The organism is Rhodophyticola sp. CCM32 (assembly GCF_004751985.1).
Classification (GTDB): Bacteria; Pseudomonadota; Alphaproteobacteria; order Rhodobacterales; family Rhodobacteraceae; genus Rhodophyticola.
The window spans coordinates 209,371-227,195 of record NZ_CP038492.1 but is presented as its reverse complement, the minus strand read 5'-3'; the positions used below and the strand labels follow the sequence as shown (position 1 = coordinate 227,195).

Sequence of the window (17,825 nt, the reverse complement as noted above, 5' to 3'; positions counted from 1 at the left end):
GTCATAGGCGGACCCTAACGACACCGCCCCCCCTTGTCAGCCTCCACCCGCACCCGTATGACCCGCCGGAACCCAGAAACGACCAGGGCGCAGCCTATGCCCATTCTCGTGATGAAATTCGGCGGCACCTCGGTCGCCACGCTGGACCGTATCCGCCGCGCCGCCAAACGCGTGGGGCGCGAGGTTGCCAATGGCTATGACGTGATCGTCATTGTCAGCGCGATGTCGGGGGAAACCAACAAGCTGGTGGGCTTTGTCGAGGAAACCTCACCCCTGTTCGATGCCCGCGAATATGATGCGGTGGTCAGTTCGGGCGAAAACGTGACCGCCGGTCTGATGGCCCTGACCCTGCAGGAAATGGATGTGCCCGCGCGCAGCTGGCAGGGCTGGCAGGTGCCGCTGAAAACCACCTCAACCCATGCCTCTGCCCGGATCGAGGAAATCCCCACCGGCAATATCATCGGCAAATTCGACGAAGGCATGAAAGTGGCCGTGGTCGCGGGTTTTCAGGGGATCAGCCCCGAGGGCCGGATCACCACACTTGGCCGGGGCGGATCGGACACCACGGCAGTGGCCTTTGCCGCCGCATTCGGGGCGGAACGCTGCGATATCTATACCGATGTGGACGGGGTCTATACCACCGATCCGCGGATCACGTCGAAGGCCCGCAAACTGGACCGGATCGCCTTTGAAGAGATGCTGGAACTGGCCTCGCTTGGGGCCAAGGTGCTGCAAACCCGTTCTGTCGAACTGGCGATGCGCTATAATGTGCGTCTGCGGGTGCTGTCGAGTTTCGAGGATAATGACGAACACGCGGGCACGCTGGTCTGTGCCGAGGAGGATATCGTGGAAAGCAATGTGGTTGCCGGTGTTGCCTATTCCCGGGATGAAGCGAAGATGACGCTGGTATCGGTGGCCGACCGCCCCGGTATTGCGGCCGCGATCTTCGGGCCGCTGGCCGAGGCGGGCGTGAATGTGGACATGATCGTGCAGAACATCGCCGAGGAAGGCCGCACCGACATGACCTTTTCCTGCCCCACCGATCAGGTCAAACGCGCCGAGGCGGCGATGAACGAGGCCAAGAAAAAGGAAGAGATCAATTTCCACGATCTGGTCGCGGATACGGATGTCTGCAAGGTCTCGATCGTCGGGATCGGGATGCGCAGCCATGCGGGTGTCGCCTCCAAGATGTTCTCCACCCTGCGGGACGAAGGGGTGAATATCAAGGTCATCACCACGTCCGAGATCAAGGTCAGCGTGCTTGTGGACCGGAAATATATGGAACTGGCCGTGCAGGCCCTGCACGACGCGTTCGGGCTGGAACAGGCGGGCTGAACACCGCGTGATTGCGGGCGGGGGGCGATCCTGTCTATAGCGAAATCGTTTTATTCTGCTCTGTAGCTTTGGCCTGAAATTCTTCACCACCCCGCATCATGCTCCCGCCCGGCGGCCCCGCCGGGCAGCGCCTGAGCCGACCCCACGGGGCGCGGGCGCTTCTCGCCCACCCCTCGGCTCGGACGCGGCCCTCCGCGCAATGCATATGCGTTGCAGATTATACAATTCCTGCTTTAATATCCGCTGTCCGCCCCTGATATATGAGCCCGCGCCGATGTCCCTACTGGCTGCAAACCGATCTTACCGCCTGCTGTTTTCGGCCACAGCCATATCCAATCTGGGCGATGGCGTCTCTGCCCTTGCCTTCCCATGGCTGGCCACGCTGATCACCCGGGACCCGATGCTGATTGCCGCCATCGCCTTTGCGACCCGCCTGCCCTGGTTGCTGTTTGCAATCCCCGCAGGTGTGATCGTGGACCGGGCCGACAGGCGGGTTCTGATGGTGCGCGCCGATCTGGTGCGTCTGGGGCTAACGGCGCTTGTCATCGCACTGGTTATCTCGGCCCCGTCCTTTCCCCTGCCCGGCAGCGAATTGCCCTATGTGGCAGCGCTTGGAGCGCTGGCCTTTCTTCTGGGCACGGCCGAGGTGATCCGTGACAATGCCGCCCAGACCGTGCTGCCCTCAATCATTCCCAAACCCGATCTGGAACGCGCCAATGGCCAGCTTTGGAGCGTTGAGCAGATCATGGGGAGTTTCGTGGGCCCGCCCCTGGCCGGGGTCCTGATCGCGCTGGCCGTGCCTGCGCCTTTCGTGCTGGATGCGATCAGTTTCGGGCTGGCCGCGCTTCTGGTCTGGGCCATCGCCCTGCCGCGCCGCAAAGCCCCGCCGCCGCGCCGGATGCGGGTTGAGATGGCCGAAGGCTGGCGCTGGATGCGCGCCCATCCCATGGTTCTGCGGCTGGCCATCATGCTGGGCATCATCAATGCCCTGTCAACCATGGGGCTGACAATTCTGATCCTTGTCAGTCAGGAGGTCTTCCGGCTGGATGCCGTTGGCCATGGTATCCTGCTGACCGCAGGTGCGGCGGGCGGTGTTGTCGGCGGGCTGGCGGGCCCTTGGGTCATTGCCCGGATCGGCGGGCAACGCGCGGTGATGCTGGCGCTGGCGCTGTTCCCGCTGCCGATGCTGGTCATCGGGCTGACCCATAGCCCATGGATCGCAGGTGCCGCCCTGTTTCTTGAGATGATTGCCGCCCTCCTGTGGAACATCGTGACCGTCTCATGGCGGCAGCGACTGATCCCCGATGAGCTTCTGGGCCGGGTCAACAGCCTGTACCGGTTTTTCGGCTGGGGCATGATGCCCGTCGGCGCACTGGCCGCGGGATGGGTTGTCGGGCTGGCCGAACCGGGGCTTGGGCGGGAAACCGCCCTGCGCCTGCCCTATCTTCTGGGCGCGGGCGGGGCGGGGCTTCTGGCGTTCTATGGCTGGGCACAGTTGCGGTTGACGCAACCCACCTGACATCCATGTGAGCTGCCGGAACCGGCTGGTATGGCCTGTACCGTTGCGCCCTGCCCGTCCGTCGCGTTATGCGTGGTTTCAGGACCATGGGGATTGGCTGCGCGACATGCCCGAACAGACGGAAACCGAAAGCCGCAAGCTGCTCAGCCGCTTGCAGGCCACTCTGGCTGAGGCCGGAGAGGGGCAGGAACGGCTTGACCGGATCACCCATCTGATTGCGGATTCGATGGGCACCGAGGTGTGTTCGATCTATCTGCTGCGGGATGCGGACACGCTGGAACTTTGCGCAACCGAGGGGCTGGCATCCGAGGCCGTACATGTCACCCGGATGCGCATGGGCGAAGGGCTGGTGGGCCGTGTCGCCTCGCGCGCCCGCGCGATCAACACCGCAAACGCCCCGGCGGAACCGGGCTTTCGCTATATGGCCGAAACCGGGGAGGAACGGTTTTCCAGCTTTCTGGGCGTCCCGATCCAGCGGTTGGGCGAACGGCTGGGCGTGCTGGTGGTGCAGTCGAAAGACGCGCGTGAATTTTCCGATGACGAGATCTATGCGCTTGAAGTGGTGGCCATGGTCATCGCCGAGATGACCGAACTGGGCGCGTTCCAGGGGGAAGGCGCCGCCCTGTCGGCCCGCCACCAGCAACAGGTCATGATCCGCGGCGGCGTGGCCCAGGAAGGTGCCGCCGAAGGCCGGGTCTATCTACATGAGCCGCGCGTCGTGATCACTAACCCGATTGCCGAAGACCCCCAGGCGGAAAACCTGCGCCTGCGCGAGGCGGTGGACCAGTTGCGGGTGTCGGTCGATGAGATGCTGACCCATGTGCCCCAGGGCGATGGCGAACAGGCCCAGGTGCTGGAAGCCTATCGGATGTTCGCCAATTCCCGCGGCTGGATGCGGCGGATGGAAGAGGATATCGCCCGGGGTCTCAGCGCCGAGGCCGCTGTGGAGAAGGAACAATCCACCGCCCGCGCGCGGATGGAAACCGTGCCCGATGCCTATATGCGGGAACGCCTGCAGGATCTCGATGACCTGTCGAACCGGCTGCTGAGATTGCTGACCGGTCAGGGCAAGGGCACAACCGGCGGCCAGATACCGGATCGCCCTGTGCTGGTGGCCCGCAATATCGGCCCCGGTGACCTGCTGGATTACGGCCGCTCGCTGAAAGCTGTGGTGCTGGAGGATGGCTCGGTCGGGTCCCATGCCGCAATTGTGGCCCGCGCCCTGGCGATCCCGCTGATCGTCAATGCCAAACGGATCACGACCGAGGCCCTGAACGGCGACCCTATTCTCGTGGATGGCGATCAGGGTCTTGTGCATCTGCGCCCCGAAGACACCGTGGCCGCCGCCTTCCGTGACAAGATCGCGATGATGGCCGCGGCACAGGAACGCTATGCCTCGATCCGCGAAAAGCCCGCTGAAACCCGCTGCGGCACGGTGATCAATCTGCATATGAATGCGGGGCTGATGGCCGATCTGCCCTCTTTGCCGTCATCCGGCGCCGAAGGCGTGGGCCTGTTTCGCACCGAATTGCAGTTCCTGACCCGCAACAGCGTGCCCCGCAGGGGGAGCTGGCCGCGCTTTATGCCCGAGTGATGGACAGTGCGGGCGGCAAGCGCGTGGTGTTCCGCACCCTTGATATCGGTTCTGACAAGGTGCTGCCCTATATGAAGCCGCAGGATGAACCGAACCCCGCGCTCGGCTGGCGTGCGATCCGTGTCGGTCTTGATAAACCCGGCGTCATGCGGATGCAGCTTCAGGCGCTGATCCGCGCGGCCAATGGCCGGCCCCTGACCATCATGTTCCCGTTTGTCGCGCAGTTTGAAGAATTTACCGAGGCACGCGCCCATCTTCTGCGCGAGATGGAGCGTGAAGAGGCGCTTGGTCATATCCTGCCCGAAAAGCTTGAAATCGGCGCGATGCTGGAAACGCCAAGCCTTGCCTTTGCGCCCCGGCATTTCTTTGAACTGGCCGATTTCATCTCGATCGGCGGCAATGACCTGAAACAGTTTTTCTTTGCCGCCGACCGGGAAAATGAACGTGTCCGGCGGCGCTATGACACGCTGAATGTGTCTTTCCTGACCTTTCTGGAACAGATCGTGCATCGCTGCGACGACACCGACACCCCGCTCAGCTTCTGCGGTGAGGATGCGGGGCGCCCGATCGAGGCGCTCTGCTTTGCCGCCATGGGGCTCAGAACCCTGTCGATGCGCCCGGCCTCGATCGGGCCGGTGAAAAGCCTGCTGCGCCGGGTCGATCTGCGCGAAGTCCGCAGTGTCATCAACGAGGCCCGCGCGACAGGGGCTCAATCCGTGCGATCCGCAGTAATGGACTGGTTCCGGCAACAGGGCTGAACCGCTCAACCACCCCAACGGGTGACCGGCCCGGTCACACCCTTCCAGTCGCCCAGGCCCAACACCCGGTCGGGATTTGTCGGCGGCGGCATCAACACGTCTTTGAGCGGCAAAAACCCGAAGCGTCTGTAATAGGGCGCATCGCCCACCAGCATGACCCGGGTCCAGCCATCAGCGCGGGCCAGGCTCAACCCGCCCTCGATCAGCACCGCGCCCAGACCCTCGCCCTGCCGCGTCGGATGCACGGCAATCGGCCCCAACAGCAGCGCCTCGGCCCCGCCGCCCACATGGACCGGCCAGAACCGCACCGCACCGGCCAGAATGCCGTCTGCATCCCGCGCCACCCGGCACAGGTCACGTATCGGCGGCACCCCGTCGCGCAAACGATAGCTTGCCAAGGCTTCCCGCCCCGGAGCGAAACACAGATCATACAGCGCCTCGACCTCCCATCGGTCGTCAGGCTCTTCGCGGAGCAGGTGAAACATGGCCCGATTGCTCATTTGCCTCTGGCCCCGGCCCTAGCACGGCGCTACTTCTTTGCCAAATTAGAGAGGCTTATCGTACATGTTCTACAGACCGGAAGACGGCCACGGCCTGCCCCATAACCCGTTCAACGCCGTGGTGTCGCCCCGGCCCATCGGCTGGATTTCCACACGCGGGGCAGAAGGCGCGGATAATCTGGCACCCTATTCGTTTTTCAACGCGGTCGCTTACGAACCGCCGCAACTCATGTTTGCCTCAACCAGCACCAAACCCGACCGGAGCGATACCAAGGACAGTGTTGCCAATATCCGGGAAACCGGTGTCTTCTGCGTCAACATCGTGGAATATGCCGCACGCGACGCGATGAACCGAACCTCCGGCCCCTGGGAGAAAGAAACAGACGAGTTTGATCTGGCCGGCATCGACCGCGCCCCTTGCGAAACGATCCCCTGCAGCCGCGTGGCAAATGCACCGGCCAATCTGGAATGTAAGCTGACCCAGATTGTGCACCTGGCAGGAGAGGCGAATGTCGTTGTCTTCGGTGAGGTGACCGGCGTCCACCTGCGGGACAATTGCCTGCGCGACGGGGTGTTTGACGTCACCAGCTACCAGCCGCTGGCCCGGCTGGGATACCGCGATTATGCCCGCGTGACAGAGCTGTTTTCCATGACACGCCCCGGCGCCTAGCGGCACATAGAGCCACCAGCCCGATCACGCCTGAAACACTGTCTGCCCCGGCGGATCGCAGATAAATTGATGAAAATTGCCCTTCTTCTTGTTCCAAATACGCAAATAACAGGCATCACCCCCATGCGGTGCCCCATCCGGTTGTCGCCCCTGCGTTCCCTCGTTAGCGTGCGGTGAAACCGCTTGGAAAGGGATCGGCATGGACAGGGTGATTGGTGTGATTGGCGGCTCGGGCGTCTATGAGATCGACGGGCTGCAAAGCCCGGACTGGGTCACCGTCGACAGCCCCTTCGGCGCCCCCTCCGATGCCTGTCTGGTGGGGCATCTGGACGGAGTGAAAATGGCGTTTCTGCCCCGCCACGGGCGCGGACATGTCCACAGCCCCTCCTCTGTCCCCTACCGCGCCAATATCGACGCGCTGAAACGATTGGGGGTGACCGATGTCATCTCGGTCTCGGCCTGCGGGTCGTTCCGTGACCAGATGGCGCCGGGGGATTTCGTGATCGTGGATCAGTTCATCGACCGGACATTCGCCCGCGAGAAAAGCTTTTTCGGCCCCGGGCTGGTCGCCCATGTCAGCGTTGCCCACCCCACCTGCCCCCGCCTTGGCGCGGTCTGTGCCCGTGCCGCGCGGGAGGCCGGGATCAATGTGCATGAGGGTGGCACCTATCTGGCGATGGAGGGGCCGCAGTTTTCCTCGCAGGCGGAATCCAGACTGTACCGCGAGGTCTGGGGCTGCGATGTGATCGGCATGACAAATATGCCTGAGGCGAAATTGGCCCGCGAGGCCGAGCTTTGCTATGCCTCGGTCGCGATGATCACCGATTATGACAGCTGGCACCCGGATCACGGCACGGTGGATATCACCGATATCATCACCACCCTGACCGGCAATGCGGGCAAGGCCCGCGCATTGCTGGGCAGCTTGCCATCCCTGCTGGGCCCTCACACCCCCTGCCCCCATGGCTGTGACCACGCATTGGACCATGCAATCCTGACAGCCCCCGACAAACGCGACCCCGATATGGTGGCCAAACTCTCCGCCATCGCAGGCCGCGTCCTGGGATGAGACTGGACGGGATTGATCTTGCCCGGTTTGCGGCTTTCGCCGGGATGGTTCTGGTGAATGTCCGGATTGCTGCGCAGGTGACACCGGGGGCGGATATCTATTCCAGCCTGACCAGCCTGCTGGAGGGGCGCCGACAAGGCGCGCCCCGGCTGCAACACTTGCCACCGGGCGCCGCGCCAACCGCTTGAAACATGACCTGTTTTTGCCCATCACACCTTAATGCTGACCCGCCGCACCTTTCTTGCCGCCCTTCTGCCCCTGCCCGCCGCGGCCCAGGAATTCGTGGCCGTGCCAGGCCTGATCAGTGATGAGGCTTTCTATAACCTCGTCTCCTGCGGCGCGGCCCCTGATGGCGATTGCACCAAACCGCAGATCCGCTGGCCCGCCGAGCGGCAATTGCGCCTGCGCGTGGGCATTGCACAGGTTGGCATAAGCTTCCCCGGCTACAAGCTCGACCTGGTGGACAGAGCCCTTGATGGCGCGATTGAAGAGATCAACACATCCGGCGCAAGGCTGTTTCTGGAACGGGTCTATGAGGGCCATTATGACATTCCGATCTACCTGCTTGATGTCTCCCGGGGGACATGATTGCCGGAACCGGCAATACGGAACTGGACGGGTCGGATATCTCCATTGGCCGGGTCTCGCTCCGCTCCCGCGGGGTCGACATCACCGCCGCCGCCATCGCGATCAGCCGCGATATCCGCCGACGCGAAATTGCCAGTGTGATCCTTGAAGAACTGGTGCAGTCCCTTGGCCTGCATACGGATATCGCCTCGCCCGCCTATCGCCGCTCGATCTTCTCCGAAGAAAGCAATTCCGTCACCCGTCTGAACGGCCAGGACCTGACTGCGCTCAGACGTCATTACCCGTCCCCATGACGCAGGTATAAGGGCTGTATCCACACGCCCGAACCGCTAGACTGCCAACGGCATCTGCTCCAGCCCCGCCGCAATGGCGGCCAGAAACCCAAAGGACCACCCCCGGAATGCTCGATCAGAAACAGGTGCAGGATTACATCCGCACAATCCCCGATTTCCCCCATGACGGCATCATGTTCCGGGATGTGACAACGCTTTTCCAGGACCCGCGCGGGTTCCGCTTAGCGGTTGATCAATTGCTGGCCCCGTTTGTCGGGCAGCATATCGACAAGGTCACCGGGCTGGAGGCGCGGGGCTTCATTCTGGGCGGGGCCATCGCGCATCAGCTTTCCAAAGGGTTCGTGCCGATCCGCAAGGCAGGTAAACTGCCCGCCAAAACCATCTCGCAGGATTATGAGCTGGAATACGGCCAGGCCACGGTAGAGATCCATGACGACGCCTTCAGCCCCGGCGAAACCGTGCTGGTGGTCGATGATCTTCTGGCCACGGGCGGCACTGCCGAGGCCGGGATCAAACTGATCGAACGCCTCGGCGCCGAGGTTGTGGGCACTGCATTCGTGGTGGACCTGCCCGATCTGGGCGGGCGCGCGAAACTGGAAGCAATGGGCATGTCCGTCCACGCGCTGTGCAGCTATGCGGGCGATTAAAGCGTTTCGAAACGCTATAGCCTCACGTCTCGGCAAGCCTTTACACTACCGCTGCATCCGTGTTCTCGGAATGGTATGGGCATGCGACGATATGGTCATTGCCGATATCCGTGACCGGGGGCACTGCCTCTGCGCAGGCGGGTTGCGAAATGGGGCAGCGGGTGCGGAAGACGCAGCCGGAAGGCGGTGCCAGGGGTGAGGGAAGCTCCCCTTCCAGAACAGGGCGGTGGCGGGCACGTTCCGCCTTGGGTGAAGGGACCGGGACCGAGGCGATCAGCGCCCTGGTATACGGGTGGCGCGGGTTCGCGATCAGTTCCGGCGCGGGGGCGGCCTCGACGATCCGGCCCAGATACATCACTGCGATCCGGTGCGAGATATGGCGCACCACGCTGAGATCATGGGCAATGAAAAGCAGCGACAGACCCATGTCACGCTGCAAATCCTGCAACAGGTTCACCACCTGCGCCTGAACCGATACATCAAGCGCGCTGACCGGTTCATCGCAGATCACCAGTTCGGGCTCGGTGATCAGCGCGCGGGCGATACCGATCCGCTGGCATTGACCGCCCGAAAACTCATGCGGATAGCGATTGACCAGCGCGGGCAAAAGCCCCACCCGTTCCATCATTACCCCCACCTTGCCGCGCACCTGATCTTTTGAAAGATCGGGGAAATGGGTGATCAGCGGTTCTGCCACGATCTGCCCCACATTCATCCGCGGGTTCAGCGCGGCCAGCGGGTCCTGAAACACCATCTGCACATGGCGCCCATGGGATTGTCTGCCGGTCGGCCCCATCGCCGCAACATCATCCCCGCGCCAGAGCACCTGACCGGCACTGACCGGGACGGTGCCGATCACGGCGCGGGCCAGCGTGGACTTGCCAGAGCCGCTTTCGCCCACCAGCCCCAGAGTTTTCCCGGGCTCAAGTCTGATCGAGGCATCCTTGACGGCCTGCAATCTGTCGGGCGCGGCCCAGGGCCAGGCGCCAGGGCGGGGCACATCGAAGGAGACGCTGACATCACGGGTTTCCAGAAGCGGTGCGGTCATACCATACCCTCCCGCGGGGCATGACAGGCCCGCAAACGGCCATTCCCGAAGCCTTCAAGCGCGGGCATGCTGTTCATGCAGGGCTCGTGACTGGAAAGACAGCGCGGGCTGAACGGGCAGCCGGCTGGCAGGGCCGTCAGATCAGGGGGATCGCCCGGAATCGTCTGAAGCACGTCCTGCGGCACGTCGAGACGCGGCACCGCTTTCAGCAGGCCAAGCGTGTAGGGGTGTGACGGTGCCTCGAACAGATCATCGGTTGCGCCGGTCTCCATCACCTGTCCGCCATACATCACCAGTGTTTCGGCACAGGACCCCGCGACAATCGCAAGGTCATGGGTGATCAGGATCAGCGCGGTGCCGAAATCGCGCTGGATATCGGCCATCAGTTCCATGATCTGGTTCTGCACGGTCACATCCAGCGCCGTGGTCGGTTCATCGGCGATCAGCAGTTTCGGGCGGCAGAGCAGCGCCATGGCGACCATGATCCGCTGCCGCATACCGCCGGAAAACTCATGCGGATACATGGCCAGCCGGGACCGCGCGTCGGGAATGCGCACCGCGTCAAGCATTCTGGCGCTTTCCTCAAGGGCGGCGCGTTTCGATGTGCCCTTATGCAGCATCAGCACCTCGGCCATCTGGGCACCGACGCGCATATAGGGGTTCAGTGAGGTCATCGGATCCTGAAAGACCATCGCGATCTCATTGGCGCGGATCTGGTTCAGCCTGGCCTCGGGCAGGTTGAGGATTTCCTGACCGTCAAACCGCACGGAGCCCTCGGCATTTCCGTTCCTGGCCAAAAGCCCCAGAATTCCGAAGGCAAGCTGTGTCTTGCCAGAGCCGCTTTCGCCCACAATGGCAAGGCTGTCGCCGGGATCAAGCGACAGGCTCATGCCGTTGACCGCATGGACCTTACCATCGGGTGTGTCGAAACTGACGCTGAGATCGGTCACGTCCAGCAGAGCCATCTAGCGATCCTTGGAAAAATTGTTCATTATCGATCCTTCGGATCAAGGGCATCGCGCAGCCCGTCGCCCACAAAAAAGAAGCCGAAAAGCGTGATGACAAAGAAGAAAAGCGGCACCAGCAGCATCCAGAGCGTGCCGTTGTTCATCTCATCCGCGCCATCATTGATCAACGCGCCCCAACTGGTCAGCGGTTCCTGCACCCCCAGGCCAAGGAAGCTGATGAAGGACTCGTAGATGATCATCGAGGGGACCAGCAGCGTGGCATAAACGATCACCACGCCCAGAAGGTTCGGGATGATATGGCGCAGGATGATTGTGAAGGGTGCCACACCTGTGGCCACGGCGGCCTCGATGAATTCCTTGCCCCGCAGGCTCAGCGTTTGCCCCCGCGCGATCCGCGCCATGTCAAGCCAGCTGACCAGCCCGATCCCGATGAACAGCATCAGCATGGACCGGCCAAAGACCACCAGCAGAAGGATCAGCACGAACATGTAAGGGATCGACATCAGCACATCGACGACGCGCATCATGATATTATCAAGCCGCCCGCCGAAATAGCCCGCAACAGCGCCATAAAGCGTCCCGACGACGACCGAGATCAGGGCACCGATAATCCCCACCATCAGCGACACCTGGGTGCCCTGCACAGTGCGCGCAAAAAGGTCACGGCCCAGCGCATCGGTGCCGAACCAATGGCCGGTCTCAAGCGAGGGACGCCCGGCTTGAGCCACATTGCCCAATACGTTCCAGTCGATATCCTCGTAATTCCACGGCGCGATGAACGGTCCGACCAGGGCGAAACCGGTCACCAGAACCAGAACGATCAACCCCGCCACAGCCGCCCGGTTGCGAAAAAACCGCGTGCGGGCATCAGCCCAAAGCGATCGCCCCTTGACGGGCGCGGCCCCCGCCAGATCATCCGCAATGGTTTTTGTGGCGAACATGTTCAATACCGGATTTTCGGGTCGATCCAGGCGTAGAGGATATCGACCAGCAGGTTGAAGAAGATGGTAAGCGCGCCAAGCAGAACGGTGATGCCCATCATCACGCCGTAATCGCGGTTCAGCGCCGAGGCGACAAAGAACTGCCCGATGCCGCCGGTGGAGAAATAGATGTCAATCACCACCGATCCGGTGATCATGCCCACAAAAGCGGGCCCAAGATAGGAGATCACGGGCAAGAGCGCGGGTTTCAGCGCATGGCGAAAAATCACCCGCCGCATCGGCAGGCCCTTGGCCCGCGCGGTGCGGATGAAATTCGAGGTCAGAACCTCCAGCATCGAAGCCCGCGAAATCCGCGCAATCGAGGCCATGAAACTGGTCGACAGCGCGATCACCGGCAGGATCACGAATTGCCACTGGCCACCTTGCCAGCCACCGCCGGGCAACCAGCCAAGCCAGAGGGTGAAGACCAGAACAAGGATCGGCGCCAACACGAAATTCGGCAGCACCTGCGCACCGATGGACATACCGACGGCCAGATAATCAAGCCAGGTGTTGTGGCGCACGGCTGCAAGAATGCCAAGCGTGCCGCCCACCAGAACAGCGGCCAGAAAACTCCAGAACCCGTAGGTGAGCGTCACCGGAAACCCCTGGCCGATCAGGTCATTCACATCCTGATCGCGATAGATGAAGGACGGCCCGAAATCGAACTCGGTCACGATCCCGACAATGTAGCGCCAGATCTGCACGTGAAATGGCTGGTCCAGCCCGTATTGCGCTTCCAGATTTGCAAGGACGGCGGGGGGGATTCCCCGCTCGGTCGCAAACGGGCTGCCGGGGGCGGTGTACATCAATATAAACGTACCCACGATCAGGATCAGAAGAACCGGAACCGCGACCAGAAGGCGCCTGATGATGAAGGCAATCATTGATGGAATGTAGCGCCGGGGCGGGCTTTGTCACCCGCCCCGGCGGCACCAATCACTCAGCGGCGCGATAGATGTCGCGCACATACCAGTTGTTTTCCACATTCTGCATCGGCCAGTTCCGAATGGTCGGATCCAGCACGAAATTCTGCGTGTAGTGATAGATCGGCAGGATCGCCATGTCTTCCGCCAGGATCTGCTCGACCTGGGTATATGTCGGCTGCGGATCAGCCTCACTGACACTTTCGGTCATCAGCCGATCGACATCTTCACTGAAATATTTGCCGTCATTGTTCGCGTTGCTTGATGTCATGAGATCAAGGAAGGTCGAGGCCTCGTTATAATCCCCGCACCATGCGCCGCGCGCCACATCGAAGTTCTGATTGCCCCGGATATCGAGATAGGACTGCCATTCGTAATTGTTGAGCACCGTGGTCACACCAAGGGGGCGCCACATCTGGCTGATCACGGTAGCGATCTGCCGGTGGTTTTCCGACGTGTTGTAGATCAGGTTTATCTCAATGGGGTTGTCGGGTCCGTAACCCGCCTCCTCCATCAGTTCCAGCGCGCGGGCCATACGCTCTTCCTGGGTCCAGGTGGCATATTCGATCTCGGGCAGTTCAAAGCCCGCTGTCGCCCAATGGGTGAAACTATAGGCCGGGGCCTGGCCCGCCTGCAGGATCTGATCGGTGATCACATTGCGATTGATCGCATAGCTGAGCGCTTGACGCACACGCGGGTCCTGCAACGCCTCATGGCCATTCTCGGACTGGTTGACCGCGTAATAATAGGAACAGAGACGCGGCACCGAATGGGCGGTATCCGGCATCTCTTCCTCAAGCCGCGGATAGCTGCCGGCGGGCAGGTCGTCCATCATGTCGAACTCACCCGCATGGAACCGGTTGAGTGCCTGATTGGCATCATTGATCACATAGCCGGTGATCTCGGTGATAATGGCATCATCCGCCCCCCAGTATTCCGGGTTCGGGACCAGGTGAAAAAACTCGTTCACGGCGATCTGGTCCAGCACATAAGCGCCGTTGGAGACGATGTTTTCAGGATTGGTCCAGTTCGCGCCATGGGCCTCGACGGTCGGCTGATGGGTCGGCATGAAGGTGTAATGGACGGTCATCTGCGGGAAATACGGCAGGGGTTGGCCAAGTGTCACCTCAAGCGTTCGATCATCAATGGCGCGCACGTCAAGCTCTTCGGGGCCGACTTCACCGGCGATGACGGCGGCGGCATTCCGGATCTGGCTCAACTCAACATACCATGCGTATTCGGAGGCGGTGGCCGGGTCCGCGGCACGCTGCCAGGCATAAACGAAATCATGCGCGGTCACCGGATCACCATTCGACCAGCGGGCATCGTCTCGCAATGTGAATACCCATGTCTGGTTGTCCTCTGACGTCCATTCCTCGGCCACACCGGGACGCAGCGTTCCATCGGCATTCTGGGTCAAAAGCCCCTCGAAGATTTGCCGTGCCACATGGCCGCCCGCCGTTTCTTCGATCAATTGCGGGTCAAGGGACGGGAATTGATCCTGCAGGCGGTATTGAAAGGTTTGATCCTCGGCCAGCGGTTCCCCGGTTTCAGGATGCGTGGCCTGGGCCCATGCGGCACCGCACAGGGCCATTGAGAAAAGAGCGGATGTGGCGAAAAGGCTGTGTCTGATCATTTTTATATCCTTTTATTTGGCAGCATGCGCCATTGCGCCGTCTATAATCGGATGGCACGTGAAGGCGTCAGAAGATTTACAATCGGCATCGAGAATGCCCGTCATCAGAGAGTTTGGGACAGATCGCGTTTTGACTTTGAGGCGTCATTGCTCATCTGTTTTTAGTTAAGCAGCGGTTTTCGCGTGTGGCAAGCGACTTGGTTTCATAGCCCTTCAGTCTGTTTTTTTCCGCTCAAACAGGGCCATTCGGCGGGGCATGGGGAAACCCGTCAAGCGCAGCGGGTCCATTAAAATCCGCGCCGGATAGCACAAGCGCGACAGCCCCAGGAAAGCATGCGCGCGCCATGCGATTGTTTTTGTCGGTGGGCTGCTTTCTCTGATCGGGGCGTCTTCAGAGGGGCCTTGGGGCCGCAAGCGGCAATAACCGCATCGTATAATGTGTGTCGCTGGTGAATTTAATGCCTGTATCCTTGTGTCGCACCAGAAGATGCATTCGGTCTGTTTCTTTTCAAATCCGCCTTCATTAGGGTCAGGACCCTGAGACACGACGAAACAGGTTCTGACATCACAAATGTCACACCAACTGGTCTGATCTGGTTTCATGATCGGGTTCCGGTGCAAGGCTTGATCCTGCCCTCACCCGTGACCGATGCGGCGGCGCAAGACGCCTTCCCGCGGGGGGATAAGACAATCCACCCGTATCTGCGTACCGTCACGCTCTGACCCGCCTGTTCGAATTGGAGACAGCCACCCATGTTCGACACATTCACAGCAGAGACACTGGCCCGAATGCAATTTGCGTTCACCGTGTCGTTTCACATCATCTTTCCGGCTTTCTCGATCGGGTTGGCCAGCTATCTTGCCGTGCTGAACGGGCTTTGGCTGCGCACCCGGGATGAGACCTACCTGACCCTCTTCACGTACTGGAAGAAAATCTTTGCCGTGGCTTTCGGGATGGGTGTCGTCTCGGGCATTGTGATGTCCTATCAGTTCGGCACAAACTGGTCGGTCTTTTCCGACAGAACAGGCCCGATCCTCGGGCCATTGATGGCTTATGAGGTTCTGTCGGCATTCTTTCTGGAGGCAGGCTTTCTTGGCATCATGCTGTTCGGGCGCGAACGCGTGGGTGAGAAACTGCATATGTTCGCCACGGCCATGGTGGCCTTTGGGACGCTGATGTCGGCGACATGGATTCTGTCGGTGAACAGCTGGATGCAGACACCTGCGGGTTATGGCATAAATGAGCTGGGGCAATTCGTGCCGGAAGACTGGTGGCAGATCGTCTTCAACCCCTCTTTCCCCTACCGCCTGGTTCACATGGTTCTGGCGGCGTATCTGACAACCGCTTTGGTCGTCGGGGGTGTCGGGGGCCTGCATTTGCTGCGCAACCGCACGGACGGACCGGCCCGCCGCATGTTCTCCATGGCGATGTGGATGCTTGTTGTTGTGGCGCCGTTGCAGATTTTGGCGGGCGATCAGCATGGGCTGAACACGCTGGAACACCAGCCCGCCAAGGTCATGGCGATGGAGGGGCATTATGAAAGCCATCCCCACGGCGCGCCGCTGATCCTGTTCGGCATTCCCAATGCCGCAGAACGCCGGATCGACTACGCCATTGAAATACCCAACCTGTCGAGCCTGATCCTCAAGCACAGCTGGAATGCACCGCTGGATGGTCTGGACACGATCCCCGATGATGAAGAACCCCCCGTGGCCATCGTCTTCTGGAGTTTCCGCGTCATGGTCGGCCTTGGCTTCGCCATGCTGGGATTGGGCGCCTGGAGCCTGTGGCGACGCCTGCGCGGACGGCTTTATGAGGACCGTTGGCTGCACCGCAGCGCAATCGCGATGGGACCAATGGGGTTTGTTGCCGTCCTCGCAGGCTGGATCACGACAGAGGTCGGCCGCCAGCCATTCACAGTCTATGGTCTGCTGCGCACAAGCGACAGCCTTGCGCCGGTCGCCGCCCCGGCTGTCGCGGCATCCCTGCTGGCCTTCATCATTGTCTATTTCTTCATCTTCGGCGCGGGCACATTCTATCTGCTCAGAATGATGAACAAGCCACCCGCAACCCCGCATCTGGGCCTGAAAGACGGCCCCATCCGCACCGCCGGGATTACCCCGGTTGCGCAAACCAATCCAGACGGCCTTCCCGGCGAGTAGGAGCCTTGTGATGTTTGAACTTTCTTTTATCTGGGCCGGGATCATCGCCTTTGCCATCCTGACCTATGTCATCCTTGACGGGTTCGATCTGGGTATCGGCATCCTGTTTCCCTTCGCAGCGGGGGAACGGGAAAAGGCGACGATGATGAATTCCATCGCGCCGATCTGGGACGGCAACGAAACCTGGCTGGTGATGGGCGGGGGCGGGCTTTTTGCGGTCTTTCCCCTGGCCTATGCAATCATCATGCCCGCACTTTATATGCCGATCATTCTGATGCTTCTGGCATTGATCTTTCGCGGCGTCGCCTTTGAATATCGCTGGCGGACAAAACGCTGGAAACCGGTCTGGGATCTGGCTTTCTTCGGCGGATCGCTTGTCGCCGCATTCATGCAGGGCATCGCCCTTGGCGCCTTGGTGCAGGGGATAGAGGTCGCGGAGCGCGCCTATGCCGGTGGCTGGTGGGATTGGCTCAGCGGGTTTTCGATCCTGACCGGCTGTGCCGTTGTTGTCGGCTATGCACTTCTTGGGGCGACATGGCTGGTTCTGAAGACAGAGGGCAGCCTGCAAAGCCAGATGCAGGTTTACGCAACAAGGCTTGCGGCGGCCACGCTTGGGTTCATCGGCCTGATCAGCATTCTGACACCGTTTCAGGACCCTGTTTACTTCCAGCGCTGGTTCAATCTGCCGGGCAGCCTGTTGAGTGTGTTGATGCCAGGTGCCGTGCTTGCCGCTGCCTGGGCGCTGTTCCGCGGGCTGAAAGCCGGCAAGGATGCGCAGCCGTTTCTGGCGGCGCTCAGCTTGTTCATTCTGTGTTTCATCGGCATCGGGATCAGTTTTTACCCCAATATTGCCCCACCCGGCCTGACCATCGCCGAGGCGGCTGCACCAGATGAAAGCCTGCGGTTTGCCCTTGTCGGAACGGTTATTCTGGTTCCGATGATCCTGGGATATACCGCCTATGCCTATTGGGTGTTTCGGGGCAAGATTGACCCCGAAGAAGGGTATCACTGATGCAGCCCCGCGCGACCTTGCGAAAACTCGGTTGGTTTGTCGCCATATGGATTATGAGCGTCACCGCACTTGGCCTTGTCGCTTACATCATCCGGCTGGCCCTCAAGGTCTGAGGCAGC

At 61.2% G+C, this 17,825-nt stretch carries 17 protein-coding genes and 1 pseudogene; 12 read left to right on the top strand and 6 right to left on the bottom strand.

All coding sequences use genetic code 11. The features are described 5' to 3' along the window. Positions 1 to 96: 96 nt before the first annotated feature. The 3 genes and pseudogenes from E2K80_RS01120 (at position 97) to ptsP (ending at position 5,206) form a co-directional block, all read left to right on the top strand. Positions 97 to 1,335, top strand: coding sequence for an aspartate kinase (locus E2K80_RS01120; RefSeq protein ID WP_135371965.1), 1,239 nt, complete (start codon positions 97 to 99; stop codon positions 1,333 to 1,335). 274 nt (positions 1,336 to 1,609) lie between these two features. Continuing rightward, complete coding sequence (locus E2K80_RS01115; protein ID WP_135371963.1) at positions 1,610 to 2,854, top strand: MFS transporter; 1,245 nt, start codon at positions 1,610 to 1,612, stop codon at positions 2,852 to 2,854. Positions 2,855 to 2,960: 106 nt separating this feature from the next. Beyond that, a pseudogene (gene ptsP, locus E2K80_RS01110) lies at positions 2,961 to 5,206 on the top strand (phosphoenolpyruvate--protein phosphotransferase). Positions 5,207 to 5,211: 5 nt separating this feature from the next. On the opposite strand, the gene E2K80_RS01105 reads toward ptsP, so the two are convergent. Further along, positions 5,212 to 5,691: a GNAT family N-acetyltransferase gene (locus tag E2K80_RS01105; RefSeq protein ID WP_135371961.1), complete on the bottom strand. Its 480-nt coding sequence runs from the start codon at positions 5,689 to 5,691 to the stop codon at positions 5,212 to 5,214. Positions 5,692 to 5,770: 79 nt separating this feature from the next. On the opposite strand from E2K80_RS01105, the gene E2K80_RS01100 reads away from it, so the two are divergent. The 6 genes from E2K80_RS01100 (at position 5,771) to E2K80_RS01075 (ending at position 8,973) form a co-directional block, all read left to right on the top strand. Then, complete coding sequence (locus E2K80_RS01100) at positions 5,771 to 6,376, top strand: flavin reductase family protein (RefSeq protein WP_135371959.1); 606 nt, start codon at positions 5,771 to 5,773, stop codon at positions 6,374 to 6,376. A gap of 199 nt (positions 6,377 to 6,575) precedes the next feature. Then, entirely contained in the window at positions 6,576 to 7,445 is an 870-nt protein-coding gene (locus E2K80_RS01095; protein ID WP_135371957.1) for an S-methyl-5'-thioadenosine phosphorylase, read from the top strand. Further along, the gene (locus E2K80_RS01090; protein ID WP_135371955.1) at positions 7,442 to 7,633 is read left to right on the top strand and encodes a hypothetical protein; all 192 of its coding nucleotides are present in this window, start codon (positions 7,442 to 7,444) and stop codon (positions 7,631 to 7,633) included. The genes E2K80_RS01095 and E2K80_RS01090 overlap by 4 nt, the downstream gene beginning before the upstream one ends. Positions 7,634 to 7,664: 31 nt before the next feature. Then, positions 7,665 to 8,033: a hypothetical protein gene (locus E2K80_RS01085; protein ID WP_135371953.1), complete on the top strand. Its 369-nt coding sequence runs from the start codon at positions 7,665 to 7,667 to the stop codon at positions 8,031 to 8,033. Continuing rightward, entirely contained in the window at positions 8,030 to 8,326 is a 297-nt protein-coding gene (locus E2K80_RS01080) for a DUF2927 domain-containing protein (RefSeq protein ID WP_135371951.1), read from the top strand. The genes E2K80_RS01085 and E2K80_RS01080 overlap by 4 nt, the downstream gene beginning before the upstream one ends. 107 nt (positions 8,327 to 8,433) lie before the next feature. Continuing rightward, on the top strand, positions 8,434 to 8,973 hold the full coding sequence (locus tag E2K80_RS01075; RefSeq protein ID WP_135371949.1) for an adenine phosphoribosyltransferase: 540 nt from the start codon (positions 8,434 to 8,436) through the stop codon (positions 8,971 to 8,973). Positions 8,974 to 9,013: 40 nt separating this feature from the next. Here E2K80_RS01075 and E2K80_RS01070 read toward each other — a convergent pair whose 3' ends face one another. The 5 genes from E2K80_RS01070 to E2K80_RS01050 are packed head-to-tail and all read right to left on the bottom strand — an operon-like array spanning position 9,014 to position 14,531. Next, on the bottom strand, positions 9,014 to 10,021 hold the full coding sequence (locus E2K80_RS01070) for an oligopeptide/dipeptide ABC transporter ATP-binding protein (protein ID WP_135371947.1): 1,008 nt from the start codon (positions 10,019 to 10,021) through the stop codon (positions 9,014 to 9,016). Next, the gene (locus E2K80_RS01065; RefSeq protein ID WP_135371945.1) at positions 10,018 to 10,986 is read right to left on the bottom strand and encodes an oligopeptide/dipeptide ABC transporter ATP-binding protein; all 969 of its coding nucleotides are present in this window, start codon (positions 10,984 to 10,986) and stop codon (positions 10,018 to 10,020) included. The genes E2K80_RS01070 and E2K80_RS01065 overlap by 4 nt, the downstream gene beginning before the upstream one ends. A 26-nt stretch (positions 10,987 to 11,012) precedes the next feature. Next, the gene (locus E2K80_RS01060) at positions 11,013 to 11,930 is read right to left on the bottom strand and encodes an ABC transporter permease subunit (RefSeq protein WP_135371943.1); all 918 of its coding nucleotides are present in this window, start codon (positions 11,928 to 11,930) and stop codon (positions 11,013 to 11,015) included. Positions 11,931 to 11,932: 2 nt separating this feature from the next. Beyond that, on the bottom strand, positions 11,933 to 12,856 hold the full coding sequence (gene oppB / locus E2K80_RS01055; protein ID WP_135371941.1) for an oligopeptide ABC transporter permease OppB: 924 nt from the start codon (positions 12,854 to 12,856) through the stop codon (positions 11,933 to 11,935). A gap of 52 nt (positions 12,857 to 12,908) precedes the next feature. Further along, complete coding sequence (locus tag E2K80_RS01050) at positions 12,909 to 14,531, bottom strand: peptide ABC transporter substrate-binding protein (protein ID WP_135371939.1); 1,623 nt, start codon at positions 14,529 to 14,531, stop codon at positions 12,909 to 12,911. A gap of 753 nt (positions 14,532 to 15,284) precedes the next feature. Between E2K80_RS01050 and E2K80_RS01045 the strand changes: the two genes are divergently transcribed. From E2K80_RS01045 to E2K80_RS19725, 3 genes are read left to right on the top strand one after another with little or no spacing between them, the layout of a single operon-like run. After that, positions 15,285 to 16,694, top strand: a complete 1,410-nt coding sequence (locus tag E2K80_RS01045) for a cytochrome ubiquinol oxidase subunit I (protein WP_135371937.1) — start codon at positions 15,285 to 15,287, stop codon at positions 16,692 to 16,694. A gap of 10 nt (positions 16,695 to 16,704) precedes the next feature. Then, the gene (gene cydB / locus E2K80_RS01040; protein WP_135371935.1) at positions 16,705 to 17,706 is read left to right on the top strand and encodes a cytochrome d ubiquinol oxidase subunit II; all 1,002 of its coding nucleotides are present in this window, start codon (positions 16,705 to 16,707) and stop codon (positions 17,704 to 17,706) included. Next, complete coding sequence (locus E2K80_RS19725) at positions 17,706 to 17,819, top strand: DUF2474 family protein (protein WP_135371933.1); 114 nt, start codon at positions 17,706 to 17,708, stop codon at positions 17,817 to 17,819. The genes cydB and E2K80_RS19725 overlap by 1 nt, the downstream gene beginning before the upstream one ends. Positions 17,820 to 17,825: the final 6 nt, after the last annotated feature.

Excerpts from the sequence above, each read along its gene's own strand:
- E2K80_RS01120 (WP_135371965.1), top strand. The coding sequence starts at position 97 with ATGCCCATTCTCGTGATGAAATTCGGCGGCACCTCGGTCGCCACGCTG.
- E2K80_RS01115 (WP_135371963.1), top strand. The coding sequence starts at position 1,610 with ATGTCCCTACTGGCTGCAAACCGATCTTACCGCCTGCTGTTTTCGGCC.
- E2K80_RS01105 (WP_135371961.1), bottom strand. The coding sequence starts at position 5,691 with ATGTTTCACCTGCTCCGCGAAGAGCCTGACGACCGATGGGAGGTCGAG.
- E2K80_RS01100 (WP_135371959.1), top strand. The coding sequence starts at position 5,771 with ATGTTCTACAGACCGGAAGACGGCCACGGCCTGCCCCATAACCCGTTC.
- E2K80_RS01095 (WP_135371957.1), top strand. The coding sequence starts at position 6,576 with ATGGACAGGGTGATTGGTGTGATTGGCGGCTCGGGCGTCTATGAGATC.
- E2K80_RS01090 (WP_135371955.1), top strand. The coding sequence starts at position 7,442 with ATGAGACTGGACGGGATTGATCTTGCCCGGTTTGCGGCTTTCGCCGGG.
- E2K80_RS01085 (WP_135371953.1), top strand. The coding sequence starts at position 7,665 with ATGCTGACCCGCCGCACCTTTCTTGCCGCCCTTCTGCCCCTGCCCGCC.
- E2K80_RS01080 (WP_135371951.1), top strand. The coding sequence starts at position 8,030 with ATGATTGCCGGAACCGGCAATACGGAACTGGACGGGTCGGATATCTCC.
- E2K80_RS01075 (WP_135371949.1), top strand. The coding sequence starts at position 8,434 with ATGCTCGATCAGAAACAGGTGCAGGATTACATCCGCACAATCCCCGAT.
- E2K80_RS01070 (WP_135371947.1), bottom strand. The coding sequence starts at position 10,021 with ATGACCGCACCGCTTCTGGAAACCCGTGATGTCAGCGTCTCCTTCGAT.
- E2K80_RS01065 (WP_135371945.1), bottom strand. The coding sequence starts at position 10,986 with ATGGCTCTGCTGGACGTGACCGATCTCAGCGTCAGTTTCGACACACCC.
- E2K80_RS01060 (WP_135371943.1), bottom strand. The coding sequence starts at position 11,930 with ATGTTCGCCACAAAAACCATTGCGGATGATCTGGCGGGGGCCGCGCCC.
- oppB (WP_135371941.1), bottom strand. The coding sequence starts at position 12,856 with ATGATTGCCTTCATCATCAGGCGCCTTCTGGTCGCGGTTCCGGTTCTT.
- E2K80_RS01050 (WP_135371939.1), bottom strand. The coding sequence starts at position 14,531 with ATGATCAGACACAGCCTTTTCGCCACATCCGCTCTTTTCTCAATGGCC.
- E2K80_RS01045 (WP_135371937.1), top strand. The coding sequence starts at position 15,285 with ATGTTCGACACATTCACAGCAGAGACACTGGCCCGAATGCAATTTGCG.
- cydB (WP_135371935.1), top strand. The coding sequence starts at position 16,705 with ATGTTTGAACTTTCTTTTATCTGGGCCGGGATCATCGCCTTTGCCATC.
- E2K80_RS19725 (WP_135371933.1), top strand. The coding sequence starts at position 17,706 with ATGCAGCCCCGCGCGACCTTGCGAAAACTCGGTTGGTTTGTCGCCATA.